Here is a 24,859-nt window from a genome sequence, read left to right on the forward strand (position 1 = left end):
CATCTCTGTCACCCTTTCGGGTGGTATAGCCTGCCTCCGGCCGGTCGGCTGACGAACAGCGATCTAGGCACGGTCTGACGGCCAGCCCAGCTGTTGGATGAGGGGGCTTCGCCGGGGCGGGGCAGCGTGACAACATAGCCGACCGTCGGTACGTTACGTGCTGGTTCAGCAACGCGGCGCCGCGTTCGGGCGCCGTTGCAAGGAAGGGCGTCAGATGAACTCACAGGTGCCACTGTGGTTCCCACGCTTCGCAGATGTGCCAGGCGTCCACTATTCCCCGCCATCGGGGCTGGATGTGTCCAAGCTCAGGCAGCGCAAGGTGCGCCCGACCGTGAACCGCTGGCCGGACATGCCGCCATCGCTGAGTTGGCCGCTGCCGAACGGAACCACCAGTCAGGCCCCTGCTGGTGCTCACCGTCTCGATGATTCCCGTAAGGCGACAACGAACCGACTGTTGCGCACCCTCGCCGAAGCTCTCGCCTTACCCGGTGAACCCGCTGACTATCACTTCGCAATCCAGGAGGTCATTTCTCTCCTGTGGTCACGTCGCGCCGAAGGGCCGCAGGCATTCGTCGAGCTGGAACGACTGTGCCAGCTGGACCTTCAGCTGATCCAGGCTTGCCCCGACGCGGTCACCTATGAGCACCGTGAGGGAGGGCTCCGGTTCGTCAGCATCACAGCATTTCGGACGCTTCTTGACCTCTATCTCACCGAGGGGGCGCTCGGCGACGCAGCTCGGGTGCTTGAGCTCGCGGATCGGTTCGACAATGGCGACACTCCATCGGCCCGGCGGGCACGGGAGCGGTGTGCTGCGTTCGCTGCGGAGGACAAGAGCTGATGATCCCCGCTCAGGCGGGCAAGGTCACGTCGCTGGCGGACGTGCTGCCTAGCGACTCGTTCCTCGAGTGGGCGTTCCTGCGGTGGGTACTCACGCCGGCCGCATCGCAGGCGATCGTCGCTCGCCTCCGCCCGCAGGCCGAGGTCACCGTCGACGGACGCACCTATCGCTTGGACTACGAGATCCGCGGGGATGAGCTGACTGTCGCTGTCGAGCTCGACGGCTTCACCGTGCATGGCACCCGTGCGGCATTCACATACGACCGGCTCCGGCAGAACGACCTGATGGCCACCGGCCGTGCCGTCGTCCGATTCTCTTACGATGCGATCCGCAGCGGCACCGCCCGCTGCGTCGCTCAGCTTCAAGCGCTACTCACCCGCGACCCCGCACTTGCTCTCCTCGTCTCTCCCGATCCCCATGTGGAGGCGCCCGACATGGCCCCCGACCCGATCTGGGCGTTGGCACCGTCCCCGCGTGCCGCATCGCCGACGTCCTCCGGGTACTTCGTCGGCGTCCGTTCCGCCATCGAGGTCCGCACGCTGCGGGAGTGTCAGAAGCAAGCGTTCGCCGCGCTCGGCAACTACTACGGCTCCGGTGGCACGAAGGCCGCCTGCGTGATGAGTGTCGGTGCCGGCAAGACCGTCCTCGGCGTGGTCGCGGCCCTAGCGTTCAGCCGGCGGCGCGCGCTGGTCGTCACGCCGGGCAATGTCATCCGGGGCACGTTCGACCGCGCCTTCGACCACCAGGCGCCCGGCAACGCTCTCTACGGACTCCCCGGCGGCCCGCTTATCCCCGGCCGCCGCCCGCCGGTAGTGCGGGTACTTGACCGGGACACCGGCGGCATCCGGCGCGTCACGCGAGAGCAGTTGCTCGCCGCCGACGTGATCGTGACCAACTTCCACTCCCTGGGCACGGGCGGCGACCCCGACGACCTGCTGGCCAAGCTTACCCCCGGTGACGTGGACATGATTGTCGTCGACGAGGCGCACATCGCCGCCGCAGAGTCCTACCAGCGACTGTTCTCACACTTCGCTGGTGCCCGGTCGCTGCTGATGAGCGCCTGCTTTACACGTCTGGACGGTAAACCGATCGATGCCGACGTCGTCTACCGCTACCGGCTGATCGACTCCATCGCCGACGGCAACGCAAAGAACCTGCGGGTGCTGCCTTTCGTCCCCGACACCGCAGTGACCACCTACGAGCTGGTGTGGCCGGGCGGGCGCCGGGAGGAGATCGTCGGCCGGGACGCGCTGCTCGCCGTCCTCGGAGACGAACGCAAGCTGTCGCGGATTACCGCGCGGTCCACCGAACCCATCCGCCAGGTCATGCGGGCGGTGGCCAGCGCGCTGGACGCTCAGCGGGAGCTGCTGTTCCCGGTCAAGCCGAGGGTGTTGTTCGCGGCGATGGGTCAGGCGCACGCCGAGCAGATTTCCCGCATTGCCAATGAGCACGGCATCGCCTGCGACGTGTTGCACCACTCGATGACCGACGCCCAGATCAAGCGGGTTCGTGAGCGGTTCGAGTCCGATGCCGGCGACCTGGACGCGGTCGTGCAGTTGAGGATGCTCGGCCAGGGCTACGATTTCCCGCCGATCTGCGTTGTCGTCCCGATGCGCCCGTACGGCAGCTTCAGCGAGTTCTACCAGTTCATCGGCCGCGGGATCCGGGTGCTGCTCCACCCGGCGCTGATCGGCCGGGTCGGCCCGGAGCAGCAGTTCCTCGACGTCGTGCTGCACGCTGAACTTGGTCTCGACGAGCATCTGGACACCCTTTACGCCGAGAACGACATGGACCCGGTCACTGGTGATGCGAAGCTTGACGCCCTCCCGGGCGGCACCCGGCCGCCGTTGCCCGGCACTACCGGCGGTGACGAGGCCGCCCGGATGGACGCCTTCGTGCTGTTCGAGCGAGGCGAGATCGCCAGCCGCGTGGTGTACGACGCCGACCGGGTCGAGACTCGCCGCGCGGAACGTGAACGGGAGGCGCTGGCTGCCCGGTACGCCGCCTACGCGGCCAGCACCGCCGACCCGGTGACGTTTGAGCAGTACGTCGAGGTGATGCGAGGCATGCGTGACTGACAGCCTGGGGCGCCGACTGGCCGCGACCACCGACGCGGAGGAGTGGCTGGCCGTCGAGGACGAGGCCGGTGCCGGCAAGCGGTTCGCCGCGGTGGACGAGCTGCTGGCGGCGGTCACCGCTGCGGCGTTCGCAGGCAAGCCGCCCGTGCGGGTGACCGCCGCCGGAGCCACCACGGCACTTACGCTTCGGCACGTTCCCGCCTCGGCCCGTGCGGCGCTCAAGGGGGGGTTCGATCTCGCCACGCAACAGACCGTGGGCGCGTGGTGGCTGCCGGAGTCCGCGCCGATCAAGCCGGGAACGGTCAACCTCCCCGCTTACTACGCTATCGAGCCGCGGTGGGCGATGAACACCGCGGCGACCGACGCCGTACGCGTCGAGTTCAGCGGCAGTCCGGACGCGCTGGCCAGCTGGGCGCTGCTTATCCCGTTCGCCAACACCCTCTACGCACCACTGATCCTGCGCGGCCCCGACGCCGGCGCGCACGAGCCCGCCGCCCGGGACGCGGCCTGGGCTACGGTCGATGTCTCCTACACCGCGCTCGGCCTCACGAGCGAGCATGTGCACTCCGCACTGGCTCGGATGCGTCCGGGCAACGGCTGGTCACAGCTCCCGACCGCGGAGCAGACCGCGACGAAGGTAGCGCTGCTCGACGCGCTCCGCGACGTCGCTGGCCGGCAGACAGTGCGCCGCTGGCGCGCCGAGGTGCTCCGGCCGCTGGTTCGCCGGTACTACGCGAAGGCGAACAAGGACGCGCCTACCGCACGCGCGGTGCTGACAAAGGCGCTGCAACCAGCGGCCGCCGCCTACTTCGGCGGCAACTGGCTGGCGCTGCTGGACTACCTCGGCGAGGCGGTAGCCGCGGGCGAGGAGATCACCACCGCTCTGCCCGAGCCGCGACTGTACGTGCAGGCCTCAGCGAAGGTCGAGCAGGTCGCCGCCGAGAAGAACCTGCCAGTCGAGGAGGTCGCGAAGATCCTCGCCAGCTACCTCGGCACCGACGAAATCCGTTCGCCCATCCAGCGCCGCCTCGACGTCCTCCGCCGCTACTGGTCCGCGATCGACACCGTCCACGCGCGGCAGGCCTCCGGCATGCCGGCACCACCGGACCTGGCGTTGGGCCGCGGCTTCGGCGAGGACGTGCCGTTCACCCGCCCCGATCTCGAGCGAGTTCTGCCCCCGGCAGCGCTCGCCGACATCGACGCCCTGTGGGGCGGCGCGTGTGTTCCGCGCTACCCCGACCGCATTGTCTCGATGCTGTTTCCACACGCGGCGATGGTCGCCGCGTTCGGCCCCGCTCTAACCTTCTGGAACAACATCGCGCTCACCTGCTGGTACTTCTGCCAAGGGCCGTACTCCCGCACCGACATCGACGGCGCAGCCGAGTACTACAGCCGCGACGTAAAGGCCCTCGCCGCCGCCGACACACCGGTCGACACGCAACTGTTCGCTGACCTCCGCGCCGCGCAGCGGCGGCTGGGACCCCCGCAGGAACTGTGGGCAGACCGCCGCGTCCTCGAAGCAGGCCCCGGCGTCACCATCACGATGTCGATGGGCGGGGCCGTTCGCCGCGACGGATTCGAGATCCTCCGCGACATCGTCACCACGCACCGCCGCGCATGGGCCGCCCAGAACCTGGAGACTGCGCTGAACCGCGCCTGGGAGGAGCCGCTGCGCGAGCTCGCCCGCCAGGTGAACCTTGCCGTCGCCCGCCGCGGCAAGCTCCCTACCATCAAGCAGTTCGCCACCCTCGGGGCACCGGTCGCCAATGCGTGGTTCGGCGGGGACCTCGCCGCGCTCTACGCTGCCGTCGGCGAAAGGGCACCGGTCGAGCAGACTCGCGTGCAGCTGATGCCCTACGACCGGGCGGCGTTCCAAAATCAGGTCTTCACCGCCCTCGGTGGCCGGCACGTCCCCAACAGCCGCGCGGCTGAGGACTTCGAGGCTTACCACCTCTCGTTTGGCTTCCGCAGGCTGGCCGCCGAGGCCCCCCGATTCGTCCAGCTCGAGGAGGCGCTCGACCGGCTGCCGACTCCGGAGGAGTTCGGCGCTGCCCGGCTCACCTGGCCCGACACCGTCACCTTCGACCGATTCGCCGCTGTCGTCCGGCAGGTCCGTGCAGGACTCGACACCGTCCGTCCGACCGCGACCACTGCAGGGCGAGCCCCGGAAAAGGTCGGCGGCATGGAGTCGGCGAACACTTCGGTGCGGCCACCGGTTTCGGCTTCGCCGCCCGCGCAGACGGCTCCGCTTGGGAGGTTCCAGGCGTTCACCGGCCACGCAGCACCGCCCCGACCCGCCCCGGAGCAACGGCCAACCCCGGCGCCTGCGGCTCCTGTGGCGCAACCTGCCCAAGCCCCACCGAGACAACCGTCCGCACCGCCACCTGCGGCCCCGTCGGCCGCCAACACTGCGGCTTCCGAACGACGCTCAGGCGTGCTGGGGCGGCTGCTCGGCCGCCGGCAGGTTTCTGCCGCGGCCGCCCCGGGCGCCGGCTGGTACCCGGACCCTCAGGTGCCGGGGCAGCTGCGCTGGTGGGACGGCGCAGCCTGGACGGAGCACATCCACCGACCGTAACGCCGTTCGCCAATGTGTGACAGGGTGGGATCAACTACGCCGGTTGGCACGCCGGCAGGATCCCGTGCTGCAAGGTCACCAGGAGTATTCGTGGCGTCAAATTGAGGGCTCGTTGCCGACCCGGGGGGCAAGCAGCGAGCGCAACTGGACGTACGATCTTGGTGTGTCAGGCGTGAAGCGCAGGAAGGCGGAGAAGCGCCGTAGGCTTCGTCGCGCGAAGCAGGTCGGGGCCTCAGGTCGCGACCTTCCTCGCCCGATTCGACTTGCCTTGGAGGGGCTTGAACGGTTCGGGCAGTACGCCGAGCTGGGCGATCTGGACGCCGCCGCAGCGCTTGCCGGTGCGCGGCTCACTGATGCGGTACAGCGCATCGCGCGGCTGACCGCGCAGTGCGATGCCTTTGACGTTCTCGAGTACGTCCGGCTTCACAACGCAATGGCTAACCCGGAAACCTTCCAAGAGACCGAACACGAAGGTAGTGCCGCAGTGATCGAGCTCGTGGCGCTGATCATGGCGGCGCGCGGTAGCCGTGCTGCCTCCGCAGCAGGCGACGGGGACCAGCCGGTGATGAGGCCGGAGCAGATTGTCGAGGACATTCAGATCGCCGCCATGGAGGCCTTTGACGTGGGCTCCATGCTGATCATGTTCGGTTCCGCGCTGGACGCTGATCCGTTGCGACGCCTGAGCTTCGGCGCACGGCTGCGCGAGGTGGCGGTGCGTAACGTCGCATACGGTCACATGGTTGAGGACACCTTGACGGCGCTGTTCGACCAGCCAGCCGTGCAAGACGCCTGCCGCAGGGTCATGGGCTGCACGGTCAGGCAGATCCGGGACGTGTTCTCGGCCTTGCAGGCCCTGCACGACGAGGCCTGGCACGGCCGCTTCGGTGCGTTGCGCGAGTTCAGGCAGTTGGCCGACTCTGACACTGCGACGGCTGGTGACCTGCCACCTGAGGTGGTCGCGCAGGCTCGGCACCTGTGGGCTCAGGTCTGGGACAATCCCGCTGCCTGCTCGACCTTCACCGAAGAGGCCATCGCCAGCAGTGCTGGCGTCGATGTGGAGACTGTCCGCACCGTGCTCGACCTGTTTACAACGCCGCTGGTGCAGCGGCCGTCGGCCGAGGTGGCGCTGGAGTTCTTTCAGGGCCGGTCTCCGCTGCGGGTACGCCCAATCTTGCGAGATCCCGACGGTAGCTTCGTCGTCGTGCACGGCGGGCTGCTGATTCCGGCGATTCGCGAGCGGGTGGAGGAGGCGCTGCGTTTCGATCAGCGCGCCTGGGACGTCTACAGCAAGCACCGCGGCCAGTACGTCGAGCAGGCAGCAGCTGATCTCATCGTGGCGCATCTGCCCGGGTGCGTCTCGCACCTTGGGCTGGAGTATTTCGTCCCGGCCACAGGCGTCGAAACCGAACCGGCACGATACACCAAGGTAGTCGAGGGCGACGGTCTGCTCATCTGCGACGACGTCGCGATCATCATCGAAAGCAAGGCGGTGGCCCTACGCGCGCAGTCGCGGACTGGGGATCCGCTGCGGCTGCGGCAGGACCTGCGTCGCATCGTCACCGAGGCCGCGAACCAGAGCGAGCGGCTCCGCCGGCGCATACTCGACGACGGCGGGTTGCGCCTACGCGACCAGAACTGGTTGGATCTCAGTGGTGTGCGCGAAGTGCACGCCATCGCGGTCAGCCTCGAGGACCTGTCCGGCATCGCCACCGTGACGAGCGACCTCGTCGCCGCCGGCCTGCTGACCGACAGTGCCCTGCCGTGGACTGTCTCGCTGCATGACCTGCGCATTATCAGCGAACTCATCGATCGGCCCGCGGAGTTGCTGTTGTACCTGCGCCGGCGCACCGAGCCGGACATCACACGACGGTTCCACGCTGTCGACGAACTCGACTTCTATCTGCACTTCCTCGCCGCGAAGCTGTACGCCGAACCCGATCCCGATGTCGTGCATCGCGAGCTCCCACAGCTTGGCGCGCCCCGGGTCAGGGACCGGCGCAAGTACCGCAAGCAGCAGCTGGAGCTCCTGACGAGCCGGACGGACGCTCTCGACGCCTGGTACATGCACCGGCTCGGATACCGCCGGACCCCGGCTGACAAGCCCCGCCTAATGGCGGATCGGGGCCTGTTGCAGCTCGTTGACGACCTCGCCGCTCGGGCAGAACCGGGATGGCTGGCGATGTCGGCCACTCTTCTGAGCGGAGACACCCCTACGCAACGACGGTGGGCCGGTCTGGGTGAGCGTCTCGCCGGCCAGACCCGCGCAGACGGGCGTCCCCATAGCGCCGCCATGCCTGGCGGAACACGACGCGGCGACAGCTTCGTGCTCGTATGGATGACGCATCCGCCCTACGGCGCCCTTGCAGCCGCCCACGCGGAGCTGGCGCGGTACGCCAGCGCGAAGAAGCACCAGTGGCAGCTCGACCGGTCCTTCGGCCTGCTCTACAACGGCGACACCGGTGCGCTAGTCGCCACCGCCTACGACAACCGCTTGCCCGGTCCCGACCCGCAACTGGACGCCGTGGTCACCAACATGGGACTGATGGGCATCGAGGCGCTTCGGACGATTCGGCCAGTGCCGACGCAGCGCTGACTACGCCCGGCAAACCGGTGACCCTGGGGCCGAGTGCTGCGGGACTTGCCGATCGACAGAGACCACCAACCTGCCGTTTCCTGCTACAGCAGCAACGGGTGCCGGCGAAATTATCGGTGCATCGGTGACCGGCTCTGCCGAACGCGACGTTCTCCCAGCCCGCCGCACATCTGGCAGGGGCTGTTCGCGGGTAAAGCCTGGGGCGACTCGCCGGTGGGGGAGTTGCACGAGGGGTGCGCGACTTCAAGACCCACGTAAAATCGCGGCGTGACGGACTCGACGCCCCATTGGCTCCCCGAGCGCCATCTCGGCGTCGCAGCGACGCTGTCGCACGCGGATGAGCTGATTGGACAGGTCGGCGATCTGCTCTTCGCCTACCAGACACAGGCCCAAGGCGTGCTCGGCCTGCGCGAGGTTCCAGCGGGGTCGATCAGTCGAACAGTCGTGGACAGCGTGGCTCCGATCCCACGCAAGGTGCCACTTTTGGTCGCCGACGCGTTGGTGGCACTGCGGGCCGTGCTTGAGCACGCGTTGTTCGCCGAGGTCGAGTTCTTGGACGGTGCGCCGCTCGACGAGAAGGCGGCCAGGCTCGTGGAGGTGCCCGCGTCGGACACATACGAAAAGTTTGAGAAGTGGACGAAGAAGCAACTCCGTGACCGTCCGCCATCGCTTCGAGCTGGTAGCGAACTCGTGCGGAGGATCGAACGCCTGCAGCCCTTCCATCGTCAGAGCGATCCTCAGGCGCACCCTCTGGCTCGACTGGTGCTCCACACGAACCATGCGAAGCACAGGACGCCCGCGATCACCGCGGTCCGCTTGGCTGCCATGTACCAGGACAACCAGATGCCGCGCTCGGTACGCGACCTGCCACCGCGACCCGAAGAGCCGCTACGCGTCGGTGACGTCATCGCGGAGACCCCGATCGGCACCACCGTCCCCGTCACCCTGTTTCCGACGATCGGGATCAATCGACCGGGCACGAGCCGGTGGCCCGTGCTGATGCAGGAGCTCGATGAGATCTCTCATTGGGTCCGCACCCAGGCGGTGCCGCGCCTCGTCACGGGCACGGAGCCGCCCGCGCCAGCGCTTCCGACGCGCTATGAGATCGCCGTTGGTCACCAGGACGAACGCCACGCGATGTCGATAGGTTCGACGATGTCGGCCGCGGATCGCCACACACAGCGCCTGGGCACGGCAGTCCTCCGGACAGACCTGCTCGATCTGATCGGCCAGATGGACGGATCCCCAAGCAACCAGCAGATCGCAGCGTGGCTGGCCCGGCTGACCGACGAGGAGGTGCTCGATCGGATGTCGAGGCTGAAGGTGACCCATACCCACAACCCCGGAGTCATGCTGCATAACGTCGAAGTGCTGAAAGGGCTACGTGACGAGGCTCTGGCATTCCCCATGCTGACGCCCGGTCTTGCCGATAAGCGGTGCACCTGATCAGCGGTCCCCGCGCATTCGTTGCTGAGCGCACTGCGACTGAGCAGACATCCAGCGATCTACCAGGAGTACGGTAACTTCGTCGCCACACTAGGCAGCCGGCGTGGCATCCGGCCCACACGTTTGTGAGCCACTTGGACGCCCACAAGTTCAACTCCGACGTGGAGGACGTCCGCTGAGCGCTACGACCCGAAAGTCTTGACGGTTCGTCCAACCCAGGCCGCAATGCGCTGCTCACGGTATTCCAGGCGATGCTGATTCCCCACACATCGCCAGCGCGGGCGGATCTAGCGCCACCGACTACCGTGTTCAAGATTCGCTTCCTGGCGCTGTACCAGATCCTCGGCAGTCTCTGCATCCCGCGCGACGACCGCCTCTGGAAGCCCACCAGCCGTTCCATTCGGTTCATGAATAAGCTGGTCGGCTCGCCGGAAGCCCAGCTGGTCCTGGCACCCACCGCCAAGCCGTTCCGCAACACCCGACGGTGGTCTCCGTGCTCACGCGGCGCGACGGACCGGGCGAAGCAAAGTGAGCGCGCGCAGGGCGTCGGCGCGGGAGATCGGCTGATCGTCGTCGGACTGCATGGTCAGCACAATCTCGATCGCCTGACGGATCCAGGCGGTTTTGGTGACGCCGGCGTCCTTGGCAGCCGTGGTGACCGCGTCATCGAGATCGGTTGGCATGCGCAGGGACCGCACGACCATGACCTCGGCGCCTTCTGGCGGCAGGGAGGCAAGTAGTTCCGCTTCCTGCTCCGCGGTCGACGGTGCCGGGTCGAAGGTGAGGTCGTTCATCAGTGCGGTGGCCTCTTCCGGGGTGCGCGGCAGGTGCTGGTTGTCGCTCATCGCGTCTGCTCCCATCGGGTGAACTCGCCACGTTCGGTGTCGCTCATGTCTCGTGCGCCGATGATCTTCCAGGTGAAGCCGTCGACGTGGTGCACAGCCACGATCAGGGGCCGACCGTCGCGGGTGCGCGCCCACACGGTCAGCACCCGTAACCCGGCGGCATCAGCGCCGGGACGCGGCCACCGCTGCTTAGCCTCCAAGACTTGGCGGACTTCATAGGGTTGGATGCCCGCCAGGGCCTGCAACGCCCACTCTTCCCACTCGTACGGCACTATGCGAGTGTAATACAGGCGTATTCTAGCAGCTAGGCGTGTCGCTTCGAACAAAGTCCAAGGCCGCCGGAGGGGGAGTCCGCTCGCCTGACAACCACGACGCGCCTGTCCTAGGACGCTCTACAAGCTGTTTCGGAGACCGCGCCCGCCCGCCTGTGTGATGGCTATCCGTACCTTTGAGCCGACCGGGGTGGGCTTCGCCACGACGATCGGCCGCGCTGTTGTGGGCCGTGGTCGGGCCACAACGGCGCTCGCAGGTGAGATGGACCAGGGGGACTGCCGGGCGGCACAAGATCTGGACGGCCGCCCTGGGCCCAGACTAGGGCAGACCAGGTTTTCGGCGAAGTCGGGCAGGCCAGCTACCTCGTGCGACTGAGGTCGCCCAGGAGGCTCTCGATCACCGCTTCCTCGTGGATCGCGGTGGCGGTCTGCGCCATCGCCCCGGAGAGGGCCGGATCCCACGGAGTCTCCCTCGCGCGCCCACTAAGCGGTTGCCGTGGCGTCCCCCGTTCGGTGGCCTGCGCGACGGCACGGCGATAGTCGGCAGCCATGAGTTGCCAGGGTTCGGCGTTGTATCGCCGCATGATGCGGTCGGCGATGGCGATGCCAGGCCAGTCGAAGTCTCCGTGGTAGAGCAGACGCACGTCCGGCGATTCCATGACAGCGTCGAGGAGTGCGATGGAAACCGTTGTGGGGTTGCCCATCGTGCAGACGATCGCCGCAGCAGCACCCGCATCGGCCGCAGCTTCCAGGACCCGTGGGTTCTCACATACATAAACGGTCTGCGGGGCCAGACGCAGGGGAGCGAGACGGCGGATTTCCCGTAGCGTCAGGTGGGTCTCGGCGCCTGCGTCGGCGCGGAAGCGCAGCCAGTCATCGCCGAGGGGGCGCAGCCCATAGGTGAGGACGGTCGTCGCAACAGTGTCGCTGGTTACCCCGGCGGCATCCCAGAGGCCGCGGCGTTCCGCAGCGCCTAGCGGGTAATCGGAGGCACCGGTGAGGGCGAGAGCGAGCCCTCGCAGGACGAGGCGGGTCAGCGGGCTGTCATCGTCGAGCCCGTGGGCGCTGCCGGTGACTACTTGAGCCAGTTCGCCGCGGGACCAGGTTCGCCCGTGCTCGCCGACGGTCAGCCCAAGCGTGGTGGTCGCCTGGCTGATGATGCGGCGTACCTCCTCGGAAGGCAGGCGCGCCGGTAGGCCGTGACGCCACAAGTGGTCCAGCCACTCGGACGTCCAGGGGCAGTTGCTCAAGCCGGCGGCGACCAGGGCGGCGTTCGCCTGGTCCCGCAGCCATGCTCGCCGCGCCGTCTCTGCGGAGGCGTCGGCTCGTCGGTCCGGTACCAGACCGACGATCGCTTCCACCACGCCGAGCAGTCCGGTTCCCGCAGCGCTTTCCCACAGCTGCCGGTCGAGGTCGGCCAATTTGATCGTGTGCGTCGACCCGATAGCCTGACCGAGGAACTGGCCGACGGCTTCGCGTTCCTCGTCGTTCAGCCCTGTCAATGTCAGACGTCCACCGACCATACGGCCGTTACGCACCAGGCGGGCGTGTACGGCAGCCCACAATGGTCGTAACCCATTTGACTTTAGGTATTCGAGTGCGCCGACCGGGATCATGAGGTGAGGACCGTCCGGCGGCGACCGTCCCAGCGGAAGTGCAGCGTGGCGACGCCGGGTTGGGCGGGATCGCGGAGGCACTCGTAGATGCCCAACGAGGGCACTTCGGGGAAGCAGCCCCAGAGCCGCTCGCTGGTCAGGACGGCATCCAGGTCGAGGTCGACCAGCAGGCCGAGCAGCCGACCATGGGTGGGTTCGTCGACCTTGGCGAACGCGTCGTCGAGCAGGATCAGCCGTGGGGCTTTCGGGTAGGCATCGCCGACCGAGGTGAAGTGGGAGGCGGCGGCGGCGAACAACACCAGGTACGACACCACCCGCTGCTCCCCTTGCGACATCGCGGTACGCGCCGACAGAATTCGCTCCCGGTTCGGGTTTGCCTGGTCGGTGACCTTGACGGTAAAGCCGAACCAGCTGCGGTAGTCGAGTGCCGCGCGCAGATGCACCGCGTACCCGGCGGAGGGGTCTGCGCGTCGGGCATCCTCGACCCGGCGGGCGAGAGCCGCGCGGAGCCGGTCGTTGTTCTCTCGGGTCCGCAGCTCGAGCGGGGTCCTGAGCAGGGCGACGGCCGTACGGGTGTCCGCGTCCGCGCCGTCCTTCAAAGTCCACACCAGTCGGGCGCCGAGCCCGTGCGAGGTCCGTACTCCGGCGAGCGTGGCGTTCATGGCCGACACGAGGCTCTCGGCAGAACGGATCTGCCGGGACAGCGCATCCCCCAACTCGCCGAGCAGGAAGCGCTCGAACGCGTGCCGTTCCCGTTCGGCGACGGCAGAACGCTTCTGCTGTAGCTCCGTGCCGAGTCGTGCGGTTGCCACGGCGGCGGGGTGCTGCCCGATGTCGTCGGCGATCTCGACGACCTTAACGCCGTCCCGATCCTCCCAGACGAGGTCGAAACCGCCAGGCAGCCTGCTTCGAACGTCGTTGTAGCGCTGGTGCAGGGCATTCTCGCTCAGGTCCTGCTGGGGCCGGCCGAGCGCTTCGCGGAGCAGGCCGGCGAGTTCGTCGAGCTGCCGGATCCTCTCCGGCGGGGCCCCGGTGCCTGGCTCGAATGACACGTCGGTGGACAGCGCGAGCGCGGGACCGACGCCGGGCAGGGTGAGGACACGTGGCAGCGCGATGCCGGCGTCCAGGGCAACCTGCTCCTGATGAGTCAGCAGTTGCCGGGTGTGGTCGCGCACCTGTTCGGCCCGGACCCGGCGGTCCCGCGCCTGTTCGTAGCCGCGACGGGCCGATGGCAGCTCCGTCTCGGCCGCGTGCAGGCGTGCCTCGGCTGCGCTTTCCTGCCGGTGGATTTCCGCCGGCTCGGCGTCGAGCGACCGTTCGAGAACGGCGAACGCTTCTTCCGCAGCGAGGTGTACCTCGGCTGCGGCTCGGGCCTCGTCGGCGGTAACGGCGGCACGGTCAACGGCCTCAACGTGCCGGACGATCAGTGACTCGTACGGCTTGAGCTCGTTGATGAACTGTCCGATTTCCCGGGTGTAGCGAGGCAGCTCCGCACCGAGCTGTCGCAGGCGTTGGTCGATGTTGCTCAGACTGCCGCGATCCGCGGGTAGGAGATGGGCCTCCGCCGCGGCCTGCGCGCGGGCCCTGCGGTCGTCGGCGACGCTGCGGAGCTCGCGTGCTCTTCGCCGGGCGTCGGCCACTTGGCGAGCGAGCCGGTGCGCCGTAGATTCCGCTTCGTCATGACGGGCCCAGGCGCGGCCCAGCTCAGCGCCATCGGGTAGAGCGCGAAGCGCCGTGGAGAGCGCGCCGCGTTCGCGGTCGTTCACGGTGAGCTGCTCGTCGATGCCGGCAAGTTCGTGCGTCAGGTCGTTCAGCTGCTTTTGCAGGTCGGCGAGCCGGCGTCGCCGCAACGCCTCGCGGTTGGCCGCGCCGACGTATTCGGCCGCCGGTTTCGTCCAGGCACCGTGGGCCACGCCGAGTCGCCATCGGCCGTCTTCGGCGATCCAGCTGCTCGCGTTCGAGGTCGGCCCGAGGCCGATGCTGTGCAGCAGGTGCGCCGCGTGTTCAGCCCCGGGCACGACGACCAGCGCCTCCTGGAGGGTGGGTGCGGCTGCTGGCGGACCAGGTCGGAGAATCACCTCACCGCTTACCGGGTCCAGCACCGTGCCGCCCTCGGCGAGCAGCCCGTCGAGCAGCCCGCTCGACTCCAGAGCTGCCTCGATCCCGGCCCGCTGCCGTTGGTCGAGGTGATCGCCGAAGTCAATCAACCGGTATAGCGGGACGCCCGGTCGCGACGGGGAGCCGGGCCGAAACCGCGACCGGGGTGGCTCCGGGTCGGTCATGGCGTTCCACCGGTTGTGCTCGCCGCGTACCTCGTCCAGGTTGGCCTGGACCTGTGCCTGCTGGGACCGCAAGGTGTCGCGGCGCGCCTCGGCCGCGCCGCGCAGCGGTTCCGCAGCGAGCTCAGCCGCTGCGCGCACCTCGGCTTGCGTGCCCGCCGGCAGCGGGTCATCGCCGAGCAGAGCCTCCCGCACCGGCGCGAGAGCCGCGCTGGCCAGGGCCGGCAGCGACATCCACTCTCTTACGGCGTGCACGAAGGCGCTGCTGGCCGCGGCGAGGCCGGTCGTGACCTCGCTCAGGCGGTCCTGAGCGCCGCTCTGCTGTCCGTCGAGCAGGTCGCGGTCGGCCTCCCCGCGGACGGCCGCGGCGACGGCCGCGTCGGCCTCGTCGAGCCGCCGGTGTACGTCGGCGACGGCCGTCCGCCGTGCCCGCGCCGCCTCCTCGGCCGCTGCGATGCGCGCACGGTGCTCGCCGAACTCCTGACCTGCCAGGCTGTGGTGAACAACTCGCGTCGAGGGGTCAGCCGGAGCTCCGAGATAGCGCAACTCCGGCACGGCACCGAGATGTCCGGTGTCCAGGCCCGATTCGGCGGCGAGGTCGCGAAGGCGCCGATGACTGTCGCGCAGTTCGCTGACGGTGCCCGTCAGCCGGTCGGTCTCCGCGACAAGGCGCGACACGACATCGGTGAAAGTCTGTCGGTCGGCGTCGGCTGCGCGCGCCGCGGACCGGGCCGCCGACTCGAGCGCCCGTACCGCGAGACGGCGCTGCCCCAACTCCTGAACGGCCCGATACGCGGCGCTGTCGCGGAGAGCTCCGAGCTCGGCCCGAGCCTGCCGCTCCGCGTGCTCGCAGCGTTCGACTGCGGCCACGGCGGCTTGCTCCGCGCCGAGGGCCGCCGCGACCTCCCGCTCGGCTTGGCCTGCCTGCCGACGCTGTGCTCGTAGCTGGGACAGAGCCTCGTCCACCGCCTGTACGCGGCGGCGCAGCTCGCCGCGCAGATATCCTCGGTAGGCCGCCATGAGGTCGACTAGCGCGGCATGGGTGGCTTCGAGTCTGCCCAGGTCGGCGCGAACGGTCTCCAGGTCGTCGAGATTGTGCGCGACCGAATCGAGTACGTCGTCGTCGACTGATGGCAGTGCCTCGCTCAGTTCGGTGGTGAGCTGGCCCGCCTCGATCCGGTCGCCGATGGTGGGACGGCGCAGCCGGTACAGCAGGTGGACGAGATTGCGGTATCGGCCCGGATCACCGATCCCGAAGAGTTCACGACCCACCCGGGCACGGTAGTCACGGGCGCTGCTCATCAGAGCCGCCTCGCCCAGGCTCTCGCGGAGTCGCTCGACGGGCACGGGTTGCCGGTCCACTGCCAGGTCGACGTCAACGCCGACGCGCAGGGGGGTCATGAAATAGGTGAGCCGTGCCTCCGTGGTCGAGGACGACCACCGAACGACCGCCCCCAGCGTCAAAAACTGCGCCAAGTCATGTTCGTCGGTGCGCCGGAGCTCCAGCCAGACAAATCCCTGCCGATTCACCCCGCTGGCACCCTCACTCATCAGCCAGCGGAAGGTGGTGCGGCCAGCACCGGTGGCATCCAGACGCTTGGCGTCGCCGTCCAACAAGAACGGCAGCAGCAATTCCAAGGCCTTCGACTTTCCGGCGCCGTTCTTACCGCGCAGCAGCAGGCGGCCGCCCTCGAACTGGAACACCTGATCGTCGTACTGCCAGATGTTGCAGATCCCCGCCCGATGTAGGCGATACCTGTACGGGTGCGCCGGCAGGGTCTCCATCCGGCTTGCCACGACGGCCGCTGTGCTCATGACCGTACCGCCTCGCTCGCAGCGTAGCGGGCTGCGGCCGCGAGCAGAACCAGCGTGCCTTCGGGCGCATCGCCGCGGGCGGCGCGAGCGTCGACCGCCCGTTCGGCGGCGACGGTTTCGTCGGACTCGGCGTCGGCGACCGTCGGCGCCGATCGCGCCAGTAGTCCCATACTGGTCAGCAACCCGATGACCGCCTCTCGCAGCAGGAGTGGATCGTCGACGTACCGGCCCGCCCACCGCCGGCTGTGGCGGTCGGCCAGGTCAGCCAAAACCCGGTCCAGAGCGCCTTCAGGTATGGGCACCCCGACCACCAGCCGTCCCGAGGCTGGGCGCACCTGCTCGACCAGCGCACCGATCGTCAGCAGCGCGGCTTGGGCGACGGTACCGACCCCGGGAAACAGCACATCGGTGAGATCCTCGTCGGGGTCGAGCAGGGCTGCCCCCTCGGCGCGCAGCTCCGCCTGCAGGCCGGTGTATTCCAGGAACGACCGCTCGTCGCGGCGTTGCTCCCGGCGTAGCCAGGCACGCTCCGAGGCGGGCAGCTCGTCGAGGTATGTCACCGGTTCCTCAGTCAGCCGCCGGCGCACCGCGTGGCGCGCGCCACCTGGACCGGGCTCGGCGGCACAGCGGACGAACTCCGCCGCTGTGGCAGCCCGTCCCGGGGGCGTCGCCATCAAGTGGGCGACGATGTCGCGATTGACGGTGAGCAGGGCTTCGGCCTGGTCGTCGTCGGCGTAGCCGGCGACCGTGCCCTGCTCCTCGCGCAGCGCGTTCCATGAGACCAGTTGCCGGAGCGCGGCGCTAAGCGCGCGTCGTTCGGTAGGCCGTTGGGCGTCACCGAGTTCGATCCGGGCCTCGACCGCCGCCGCCCGTACATCAGCGATGAGCTGGGACAGCAACACCTGTTCCGGGCATGTGAGCAGCACCGCCGCGGCGAGCGTTACGTAGGCATACATTCGGGGGGTGAACGGCCCGGTCGCGCGCAGCAACGGACGTCCTCTCCCCGGACCCAACCCGGGCTTGAAGAGCCGGGCGAAGTCCGCCTCCACGACGAGTCGGTAACCGAGGAAGTTGCCGAACCAACTCTTCAACCATTCGGCGTGGCGGCGGACCAGGGGAAAGTCGTCGCTGGCGGTGAGCAACAGCGGCGAGGCCAGCAAGGCGCGTATGGCCCTGCGGCGCTCGGTCGCCAGCGCGATGTCGTGGTCGTCAGCCACCACTGTCCTCCAGGCGAGTGATCGCGATATCGATGTCCTGGGCGGTGAAGTTCCCGGCTGCCGAGCGTAGGGTCAGCACATTCCGCGGCTTGCTCATGAGCTCGCAGCGCAACCCTAGATCGACGACCATGGTGACGGCGTTGCCCAGCAGGGGATCACCGGCGCCCAAGGCCTGCGCCATCAATTCGAGCAGGAGATGGACGGCCGGGGCGGAGAGGTTTACCGCACCAAGGTCCGCCGCGGCGGACAGCAGCTCCGCCGCGGCGGCGACCCGCAGCTCATGAAGGACGGCCGCCTGGTCGATCAGAGCCTGTTGTAGGGCGCTGCGATCGGCAATTCCGGAAGCGCGACCGCGCGGCGTGCGCTCTCCGCGGTCGCGCAGAGCGACGGGAACCTGCACCGCCGGGGTCGGCCACCAGCTCGCCGTCGCGGGTACCACGCCCTGCTGATCGGCCGCGATGCCGAGGTGCCGGGCGCCGTAGAGCCCGAACGCCGACGTGTACAGATCAGCCGCCGATTCCTCGTCGGCGGTGTCCAGCCAGGCTGCCAGCCGCAGCAGCTCACGACGCCTTGAGGCACCGTGTCCGGTGGAGCGGATCATCCGTTTCGCGTTGGCGAGCAGGGACTGCAGGGCCCGCATGGTGGCGTCTCGCAGTTGAGTCACCTCGCTGCGGCGACCGTCGGCGTCACTGAACCACGCTCGCAGCGCAGTCCAGTCGGCGAGTTCATGCCCGCGGCTGCGTTGCACCGTGACGCCGAGGTCGGCGGCGGCTCCGGCAAGCCCTCCGTCTCTTAAGACTTGTACCAGGCCGGGCAAGTGCGGCCAGAGGCGGTGCAGATGACGTTCGATACGTGGTGCGAGGAGAACGATCTCCTCGGTGATCGACTCGACGTAGTCCAGAAGAAGGTCCTTGAAGCCGACGTACTCCGCACTGTTGAGGTCGTACCGCGCCAGAACCTGTCCGAGGAAGGCGTAGAAGTCGCGTACTGAGTCCCGAAACGCCCAGAACTGGGCGAAGATCGCGGCGACCGTTTCGCGGGCGGTGCCGGTATCGAGCCCGCCCGGCTGTTCGACGCGATTCGTCAGGTCGCCCAACCCGTTGCTGATCAAACCCAGCAGCTCACGGCTGATTTCTCGGGCGGCGTCCGCACTCGACAGCACGTCGTCCGCCTGCCGTTGCACCCGTTCGCCCAGCGGTGAAAGCTGATATCGGGACCGGGCGCGTTGGTACTCCTCGATGCTCTTCACCCGTACGGTGTGTGAGCTCGGAAGCAGATTGCCCCACCCGACAAGCTGGTTCAAGCGGCTCACCGCGGTGTCGAGGTGAAGGTCAACCTCCTGGGCGGCGAGTTCCTCGACCACCTGCTGGGCGGAGAGATCCGTCATCAGGGACGCCGTGAACAGACGCATGATGGCGAGGTAGGTGGCGCGCTCAGGTGCCGTCAGGTAGGTGAAGGCCTCAAGGCGGCCCAGGTCGTCCGCCAGCTCACCCACGCGGACAGAATAGGCGACAGTCAGTAGTGGCCGCATTGCCGGAACCGCTGGAAAATGCGGTCCAGCGGTGGACGGACAACTTGGACTGGCGTGCCGGTAGCGGCCGAGGCGCCACCCTCAGTGGGGCGCGCGCGCCTGCAGCAGCGTGGCGCGGGCATCGGCGACGACCCCAGATCGTCATCACCGGACCTCGCTGCAAGCGTGTTCGGCGCAGGAAGGTCGGGAGGCGCCCGCTCGACACGCCTCGGCGATTCATGCTGGCGCGGCGGGTGCACCAGGTGGACGATTTCCGCGTGCTGATCATCCCCTTCCCCAGCTTCAACCCCGAATCGCTCAGTTCCGCGGTCAGGAACCTACGTGACTCTCTCGCGAACGTGTACGTCGCCGGCACCGACCGAACAGTTGGGCGGGCCTACACAATTCTGGAATGGGTGAACCAGGCCTGCCGGCACCTGCGCAGGCAGATCCGGCCGCGTCGTCCGGTCTCCGGTCTGCAAGCGGGCTCACCATGCCAGGTCAAGCGAGGTCTCTTGCTCACCGTGGGCGTGTCTGCACCAGCAAGTGTGAAGGCAACCAACCTTCGCGCCCCCGATTCCTGGCGGCCGACCGACGACGGTGTGGGACACCCGCGCGGGGCGCGGTGTCGGCCGCGCCACTCCGGTGACGGGGGTCGACGGGGGTGGTGGCCGGGTTGGTAGTTCACACCGCGAATGTCTGGGCGCGCTCACGGGAGGTGGAGCGCAACCCCGTTCGTCAGCTCCTGGTTCCGGGCGGGAAGCTGGAGGTCCTCGATGACGCCGGGCATGGCCTCTGGGTAGCAAACAACTTCGGGCGATGGCCGGCGACGCGTGCTCCTCGCATCAACGATGACGCGGCGCTGACCGCTCAGCTGCCCACGCTTCGGTCCACCGGCGTACGGGTGTCCTGGCTAGGCAGCCGGTCTCTCGTGTCTCCTCAGGCGGTGGTCGATTCCTACGACGAGGCGATCGGCTTCCGATCCCATACCCAACCGCACAGTCTGCGGCGGCCTCAGATCGGGGCGCTGCATTCCGTCCTCGGCTACTGGGCGTCCGGACTGTCCGAGCCGGGCATCATCGTCATGCCCACCGGTACCGGGAAGACCGAGACCATGCTTGCGCTTCTCGTCGCCGCCCGGGCAGCGCGACTGCTTGTCATTGTCCCCACGAAGGCCCTGCGCGACCAGATCGGCAAGAAGTTCGAGACGTTGGGGATCCTGCACGAGTGCAGGATCGTCGACCCGAAGGCGATGCGGCCGGCTGTCGGGCGTATCGAGCACGGCTTCCACTCGGCCGACAACGCGGTGGCGTTCACCTCCGCGTGCAACGTCGTAATCGCGACCCCGCAGGTGCTGGGAGCATGCACTCCAGAGGCTCGCGACGCGCTGCTTGCCCAGTTCAGTCACCTGATGGTCGATGAGGCGCACCATGCTCCCGCGCCCAGCTGGGCGGGAATCATCCAGGCCTTCGGGGACCGTCCCGTTCTGCTGTTCACGGCGACACCGTTCCGCGAGGACGGCAAGAAGTTGCCAGGACGCATCATCTTCCGGTTCCCCCTACGGGAGGCGCAACGGGACAGGTACTTCACGCAGATCGACTACCGGGCGGTGCTCAGCCTCGGCGGCACCGACCACCTCGTCGCCGACCTCGCGGTCGACCGCCTCCGCCGTGATCTCGCCGAAGGGTACGACCACCTCCTCATGGCACGGGGCGCGAATGTTCGCCGCGCTGAGGAGCTGGTCTCGATCTACGAGACGAAGGCGCCCGAGCTGGGCCCGCAAGTGCTGCACGACCGGCTGCCGGAAAAGCGCCGCAGGCAGGTTCTGGCGGCACTCGACGACCGCACCTGCCGGATCGTTGTCTGCGTGGACATGCTCGGCGAGGGCTTCGACCTGCCGGCGTTGAAGATCGCCGCGCTGCACGACGTCAAAAAAAGCCTCAGCCCGATGATCCAGTTCATCGGTCGGTTCTCGCGGACAACGGCCAGGTCTCGGATCGGCACCGCAGCGGCGTTCGTTGCCCGGGATCCGTCCGTCGCGCTTTCGCCGTTGCGGGATCTGCTGCGAGAGGACGCCGACTGGAACCTGCTGTTGCGGGACATCACCGAGCGCGCGACGGAAGCGGTCGAGGGAAACAGCGCGTTCGAGGCGTCCTTCGCCAGCGCCCCCGAGGACATCTCCGTGAGCCTGCTCGAACCGAAGATGAGCGCGATCGCCTACCGGTCGCCTGACGACAACTGGCAGCCCGAACGCGCGGTCGACCTGTACGGGGAGGAGCGGCTGGTCGATGGCCGGGTGTCCATCGGCGCTGAATCCTCCGTCGCCTGGTTCGTGCTCGAGAAGCGCGGCGACGTCCGCTGGGGCTCCATCCAAGCTCTCGAGCAGCTGACCTACGAGCTGATCGTCATGTACTTCGACGAGGGTCGCCGGCTGCTGTACATCCACGGCTCGGACAACAGCGGCGACTACCACGAACTCGCCGAGACGGTCCTCGGCGAAGGCTGCCAGCCGATCAAAGGCCCGCTGACGTTCCGCGTCCTGGCGCACCTTGACCGCCTCATCCCGACAAACGTCGGCCTTCTCGACGCCCGCGACCATTTCAATCGCTTCTCCATGCACGTCGGCAGTGACGTCCTTGAGGCGTTGGACACCGCCGATCGGCAAGGCAAGAGCCAGACCCACATCGCCACGTCCGGCTTCGACCAGGGGGAGAGAACAACGATCAGCGCGTCACTGTCCGGGCGGTTCTGGTCGGCGCGGACCGCGCCGAACCTGAAGTCATGGACCGAGTGGTGCGCCACGCAGGGCGCGAAACTGACCGACAACAGCATCAACCTGGAGGAGGTGCTCAGCGGCTTCATCATCCCTGAGGACCTCACCGAGCGTCCGCCCCACGTGCTTCTCGGCCTGGAGTGGCCGTGGGAAATTTTCACCGGGACTGGCCCCGGCGTCTCCGTCACGGTCGAAGGACGCAGCTACCCGATCACCGACGTCGGCTTCGAGGTGGACAGCTTCGAGCCCAGCGGTCCGTTCCTCTTCTCCCTCGTGACACCAGCATGGCGGATCCGCTATCGCGCGGACTTCGAGCCGACCGGTCTTCGGTACCGCCCCATCGACGGGGACGCCGAGGTGGCGTCCCGCCCGGCCCCCGTGCCTTTGTTGGAGTGGATCAACAAGAACAAGCCGACACTGTTTCTCGAGGGCGACCGGATGATCACCCCCGAGGACCGACTCCTGGTGCCGCGCTACGACCGGCCCCCGTTCAACCGCCAACGCCTGATCGCGCTCGACTGGGACGGCGTCGACATCCAGGTCGAGTCCCAGGGCATCGAACGCCGCCCCGACTCGATCCAGGCGTTTTTCTCCGCCTACCTACGCGGCGCTGACACCTTCGACATCCTCGTCGACGACGACCGAGCTGGAGAGGCAGGCGACCTGGTGGGGGTACGGATCAGCGGTACGGAGCTCGTCGTGACGCTGGTCCACTGCAAGTATTCGTCGCAGCCGACTGCTGGCGCGCGACTGGCCGACCTGTACGAGTTGTGCGGACAGGCGATGCGAGGCGCCAAATGGCGGCAGCACGGCGCGGACCCGCTGCTGCGCCACCTGGACAGGCGCGCCCAAAAGTATGCCCACCGCACCGGGTCCTCGCCCTACGAAGTCGGAGGCATCGACGAGCTGTACCGGATCAGGCAGCTAGCTCCGCAGTTGCGTCCGCGTTTCCGAACCGTGCTGGTCCAACCTGGCCTGTCGGCGCGGCAGTGCACGGAGGAGCAGCTGCGCCTGTTGGCCGGAGCAGAGTCGTACGTGCGGGCAGTGACGAAAGGATCGTTCGACGTCTACTGCAGCGCCTGACCGATGCCTCATGCAGCATGATCTCGGCGGCCCGCCAGGAGTGGATCTTTCCGTTCACCGGGCTGCAGCCCGCCCAGTTCCGCAGGCTGGTCAGACTGGTCGCCGAGCGCGGCGGTGCCACGATCGCTGACGGCCGACCCGGCCGACAGTGGTCTCTCGACCTCGCCGATCGGGTGCTGCTGGTAGCGGCGTACTGGCGCACGAACCTGACCATGCGACAGATCGGCCCGCTGTTCGGGGTGTCGCACTCCGCCGCGCACCGGGTCATCGACACCGTCGGCCCCCTGCTCGCCCTGGCGCCGGGACGCCGATGTCGGGTCGACCAGATCACCATCGTTGACGGCACTCTGGTGCCGACCCGGGACCACCGGCTGGCCGCCCCCAGCAAGAACTACCGCTACAGCGCGAACCTGCAGGTCGCCATCGACGCCCACACCCGCTTCGTCGTCGCCCTCGGCGACCCGCAACCCGGTGCTCCACCTCCGAATCGGGACATGCTTGGGGCAATCGATGCCGGGTGATACCGGGTAGCCGGGCGTCGTGCGGCCGGCGCTGCGGCAGCCTGCCGTGCCGGCAGCGGACCACAAACACGTGTTCCGCCGTTTGGGCCAGGGAGAACTCCAGCATCTGCAAACGGGGCGGGTCCGCGAGCTGGCGCAGGTCTTCCACGCAGGCCCCGGACAGTTCGAGGTGAGCCAAGGCCGGCAGGCGGTCTGGCTACTGCCCGACGACCGCGCAGCTCGCCGTCTTCCCGTCAACGGGCCGGCTCGAGCGGCCTCGCTTCGCGGCCTCGGTCGCCTACGACCTTCACTCGTTCGTTTAGGCTGGTGGTCCGCGATCGGCTCGGCCGGCATCTCACCGCGAGAATCAACCCAAACGAGTCTGTCCGGAAAGACGAGGCAACTCAACCGCCCGATGGCGTCCGTGGTGATCATGCCTTCCGTGCGCGTATGCCCGGCGTGCGGGCTGTACACGGCCGCGTCGCCCACGAAGGCGAGCCGGTCGTTGGCTAACGTATCCGGGCCACGGTGTCGGCCTGTAGTGACCTGCGGTCGTTGAGCGCCTTGGACGCGGTTCCCGTATATAGACTCCGGCCAGCGCGGCGAGTGGCGAATGATGACGATGCGGGACCGAGCCAAGCCCCGGCAACGCTACCCGTTGTGGCCGTCGGCGATACATTCTGTACATGCATGACCGTGGTGGATCCGGACTCGTCGCACATCTCCCACAGGACGAGTGGAACCGGGTGCAGGACACCGGAATCCCCGTACGCTTTGAACCCCGCGACGTGCTCCTGCGCCAGGGTGACACCACCCAGCACGTGCACGTAGTCCTGGCCGGCTGCGTCAAGATCGTACGATCGGAGAGCGACGGCAGCCGCGCCATCCTGACGCTGCGGGCCGCCGGCGACGTCGTCGGCGACCTGGCCGCCGTCGACCTGCAACCGCGCTCGGCCACGGTCACCGCCCTCACCACCACGGTCACCCGGCTGCTGACCGGCCCGCAGTTCCGGCGCTTCCTGACCCGGCCCGCGTTCGCCACGGGCTTCGCCACCTACACGGTGAGCCGGCTGCGCACCTCGGACGCCCAACGTACGGCGCTTGCCGTGTTGCCCGTGCGGGAGCGGCTGGCCCGGGCGCTGATTCAGCTGGACCGGGAGAGCCGGCGCGCCGACGGGCGGCCCGCGATCCGGCTGTCCCAGGCGGAACTCGCCGAACTGGTCGGCGCCTCGCGCAACGCGGTCGTCGCCGAGCTGGCGGCCCTGCGCGAGGCGGGCATTGTCGCCACCGGACGGCGCGAGGTCATCATCGTGGACCCGGTGGCACTGAGCGGCCGGTCACACGGTCTCCGCCCAGAATTGGGCAGAGAACCGCCTGTTCCGGGCTGACGCTGTGGGGGTCCCGCCCTCGAGAAAGGAC

General features: G+C 68.3%; 13 protein-coding genes and 1 pseudogene. 8 read left to right on the forward strand and 6 right to left on the reverse strand.

Annotated features, from left to right (window positions below; all coding sequences use genetic code 11):
* Positions 1-157: 157 nt before the first annotated feature.
* The 5 genes from AB0G14_RS22755 (at position 158) to AB0G14_RS22775 (ending at position 9,530) form a co-directional block, all read left to right on the forward strand.
* Positions 158-838, forward strand: a complete 681-nt coding sequence (locus tag AB0G14_RS22755) for a hypothetical protein (RefSeq protein WP_357700438.1) — start codon at positions 158-160, stop codon at positions 836-838.
* The gene (locus tag AB0G14_RS22760; protein WP_357700440.1) at positions 838-2,916 is read left to right on the forward strand and encodes a DEAD/DEAH box helicase family protein; all 2,079 of its coding nucleotides are present in this window, start codon (positions 838-840) and stop codon (positions 2,914-2,916) included. The genes AB0G14_RS22755 and AB0G14_RS22760 overlap by 1 nt, the downstream gene beginning before the upstream one ends.
* Complete coding sequence (locus tag AB0G14_RS22765) at positions 2,909-5,491, forward strand: DUF2510 domain-containing protein (protein WP_357700442.1); 2,583 nt, start codon at positions 2,909-2,911, stop codon at positions 5,489-5,491. Before AB0G14_RS22760 ends, AB0G14_RS22765 begins: the two co-directional genes overlap by 8 nt.
* 163 nt (positions 5,492-5,654) lie before the next feature.
* Positions 5,655-8,084 (forward strand): hypothetical protein, encoded by a 2,430-nt coding sequence (locus AB0G14_RS22770; protein WP_357700444.1) that lies wholly within the window; start codon positions 5,655-5,657, stop codon positions 8,082-8,084.
* A 267-nt stretch (positions 8,085-8,351) separates the two neighbouring features.
* Entirely contained in the window at positions 8,352-9,530 is a 1,179-nt protein-coding gene (locus AB0G14_RS22775; protein WP_357700446.1) for a hypothetical protein, read from the forward strand.
* 497 nt (positions 9,531-10,027) lie between these two features.
* Here the strand turns inward: AB0G14_RS22775 and AB0G14_RS22780 are convergent, their stop codons facing one another.
* The 6 genes from AB0G14_RS22780 to AB0G14_RS22805 all read right to left on the reverse strand — a co-directional run bounded on the left by AB0G14_RS22780 (position 10,028) and on the right by AB0G14_RS22805 (position 19,069).
* Positions 10,028-10,375: a hypothetical protein gene (locus AB0G14_RS22780; RefSeq protein ID WP_357700448.1), complete on the reverse strand. Its 348-nt coding sequence runs from the start codon at positions 10,373-10,375 to the stop codon at positions 10,028-10,030.
* Positions 10,372-10,647: a hypothetical protein gene (locus AB0G14_RS22785; protein ID WP_357700450.1), complete on the reverse strand. Its 276-nt coding sequence runs from the start codon at positions 10,645-10,647 to the stop codon at positions 10,372-10,374. Before AB0G14_RS22785 ends, AB0G14_RS22780 begins: the two co-directional genes overlap by 4 nt.
* Positions 10,648-11,006: 359 nt before the next feature.
* Entirely contained in the window at positions 11,007-12,185 is a 1,179-nt protein-coding gene (locus AB0G14_RS22790) for a TIGR02679 family protein (RefSeq protein ID WP_357700452.1), read from the reverse strand.
* Between the two features lie 74 nt (positions 12,186-12,259).
* Complete coding sequence (locus tag AB0G14_RS22795) at positions 12,260-16,357, reverse strand: TIGR02680 family protein (RefSeq protein WP_357700454.1); 4,098 nt, start codon at positions 16,355-16,357, stop codon at positions 12,260-12,262.
* On the reverse strand, positions 16,354-17,574 hold the full coding sequence (locus AB0G14_RS22800) for a TIGR02678 family protein (RefSeq protein ID WP_357700456.1): 1,221 nt from the start codon (positions 17,572-17,574) through the stop codon (positions 16,354-16,356). Before AB0G14_RS22800 ends, AB0G14_RS22795 begins: the two co-directional genes overlap by 4 nt.
* Positions 17,567-19,069: a TIGR02677 family protein gene (locus tag AB0G14_RS22805; RefSeq protein WP_357700458.1), complete on the reverse strand. Its 1,503-nt coding sequence runs from the start codon at positions 19,067-19,069 to the stop codon at positions 17,567-17,569. The genes AB0G14_RS22800 and AB0G14_RS22805 overlap by 8 nt, the downstream gene beginning before the upstream one ends.
* Before the next feature lie 733 nt (positions 19,070-19,802).
* On the opposite strand from AB0G14_RS22805, the gene AB0G14_RS22810 reads away from it, so the two are divergent.
* The 3 genes and pseudogenes from AB0G14_RS22810 (at position 19,803) to AB0G14_RS22820 (ending at position 24,828) form a co-directional block, all read left to right on the forward strand.
* Complete coding sequence (locus AB0G14_RS22810) at positions 19,803-22,940, forward strand: DEAD/DEAH box helicase family protein (RefSeq protein WP_357700460.1); 3,138 nt, start codon at positions 19,803-19,805, stop codon at positions 22,938-22,940.
* Positions 22,941-22,957: 17 nt separating this feature from the next.
* A pseudogene (locus AB0G14_RS22815) lies at positions 22,958-23,413 on the forward strand (transposase family protein); the annotation flags it as partial.
* A 713-nt stretch (positions 23,414-24,126) separates the two neighbouring features.
* Positions 24,127-24,828, forward strand: a complete 702-nt coding sequence (locus AB0G14_RS22820) for a Crp/Fnr family transcriptional regulator (RefSeq protein ID WP_357700462.1) — start codon at positions 24,127-24,129, stop codon at positions 24,826-24,828.
* Positions 24,829-24,859 lie beyond the last annotated feature (31 nt).

The organism is Micromonospora sp. NPDC023814, from assembly GCF_040639595.1.
Classification (GTDB): domain Bacteria; phylum Actinomycetota; class Actinomycetes; order Mycobacteriales; family Micromonosporaceae; genus Micromonospora.

What these genes read in the sequence shown, in the direction of transcription:
- AB0G14_RS22760 (WP_357700440.1), top strand. Translation starts at nt 838, where the DNA reads ATGATCCCCGCTCAGGCGGGCAAGGTCACGTCGCTGGCGGACGTGCTG.
- AB0G14_RS22795 (WP_357700454.1), bottom strand. Translation starts at nt 16,357, where the DNA reads ATGAGCACAGCGGCCGTCGTGGCAAGCCGGATGGAGACCCTGCCGGCG.
- AB0G14_RS22780 (WP_357700448.1), bottom strand. Translation starts at nt 10,375, where the DNA reads ATGAGCGACAACCAGCACCTGCCGCGCACCCCGGAAGAGGCCACCGCA.
- AB0G14_RS22820 (WP_357700462.1), top strand. Translation starts at nt 24,127, where the DNA reads ATGCATGACCGTGGTGGATCCGGACTCGTCGCACATCTCCCACAGGAC.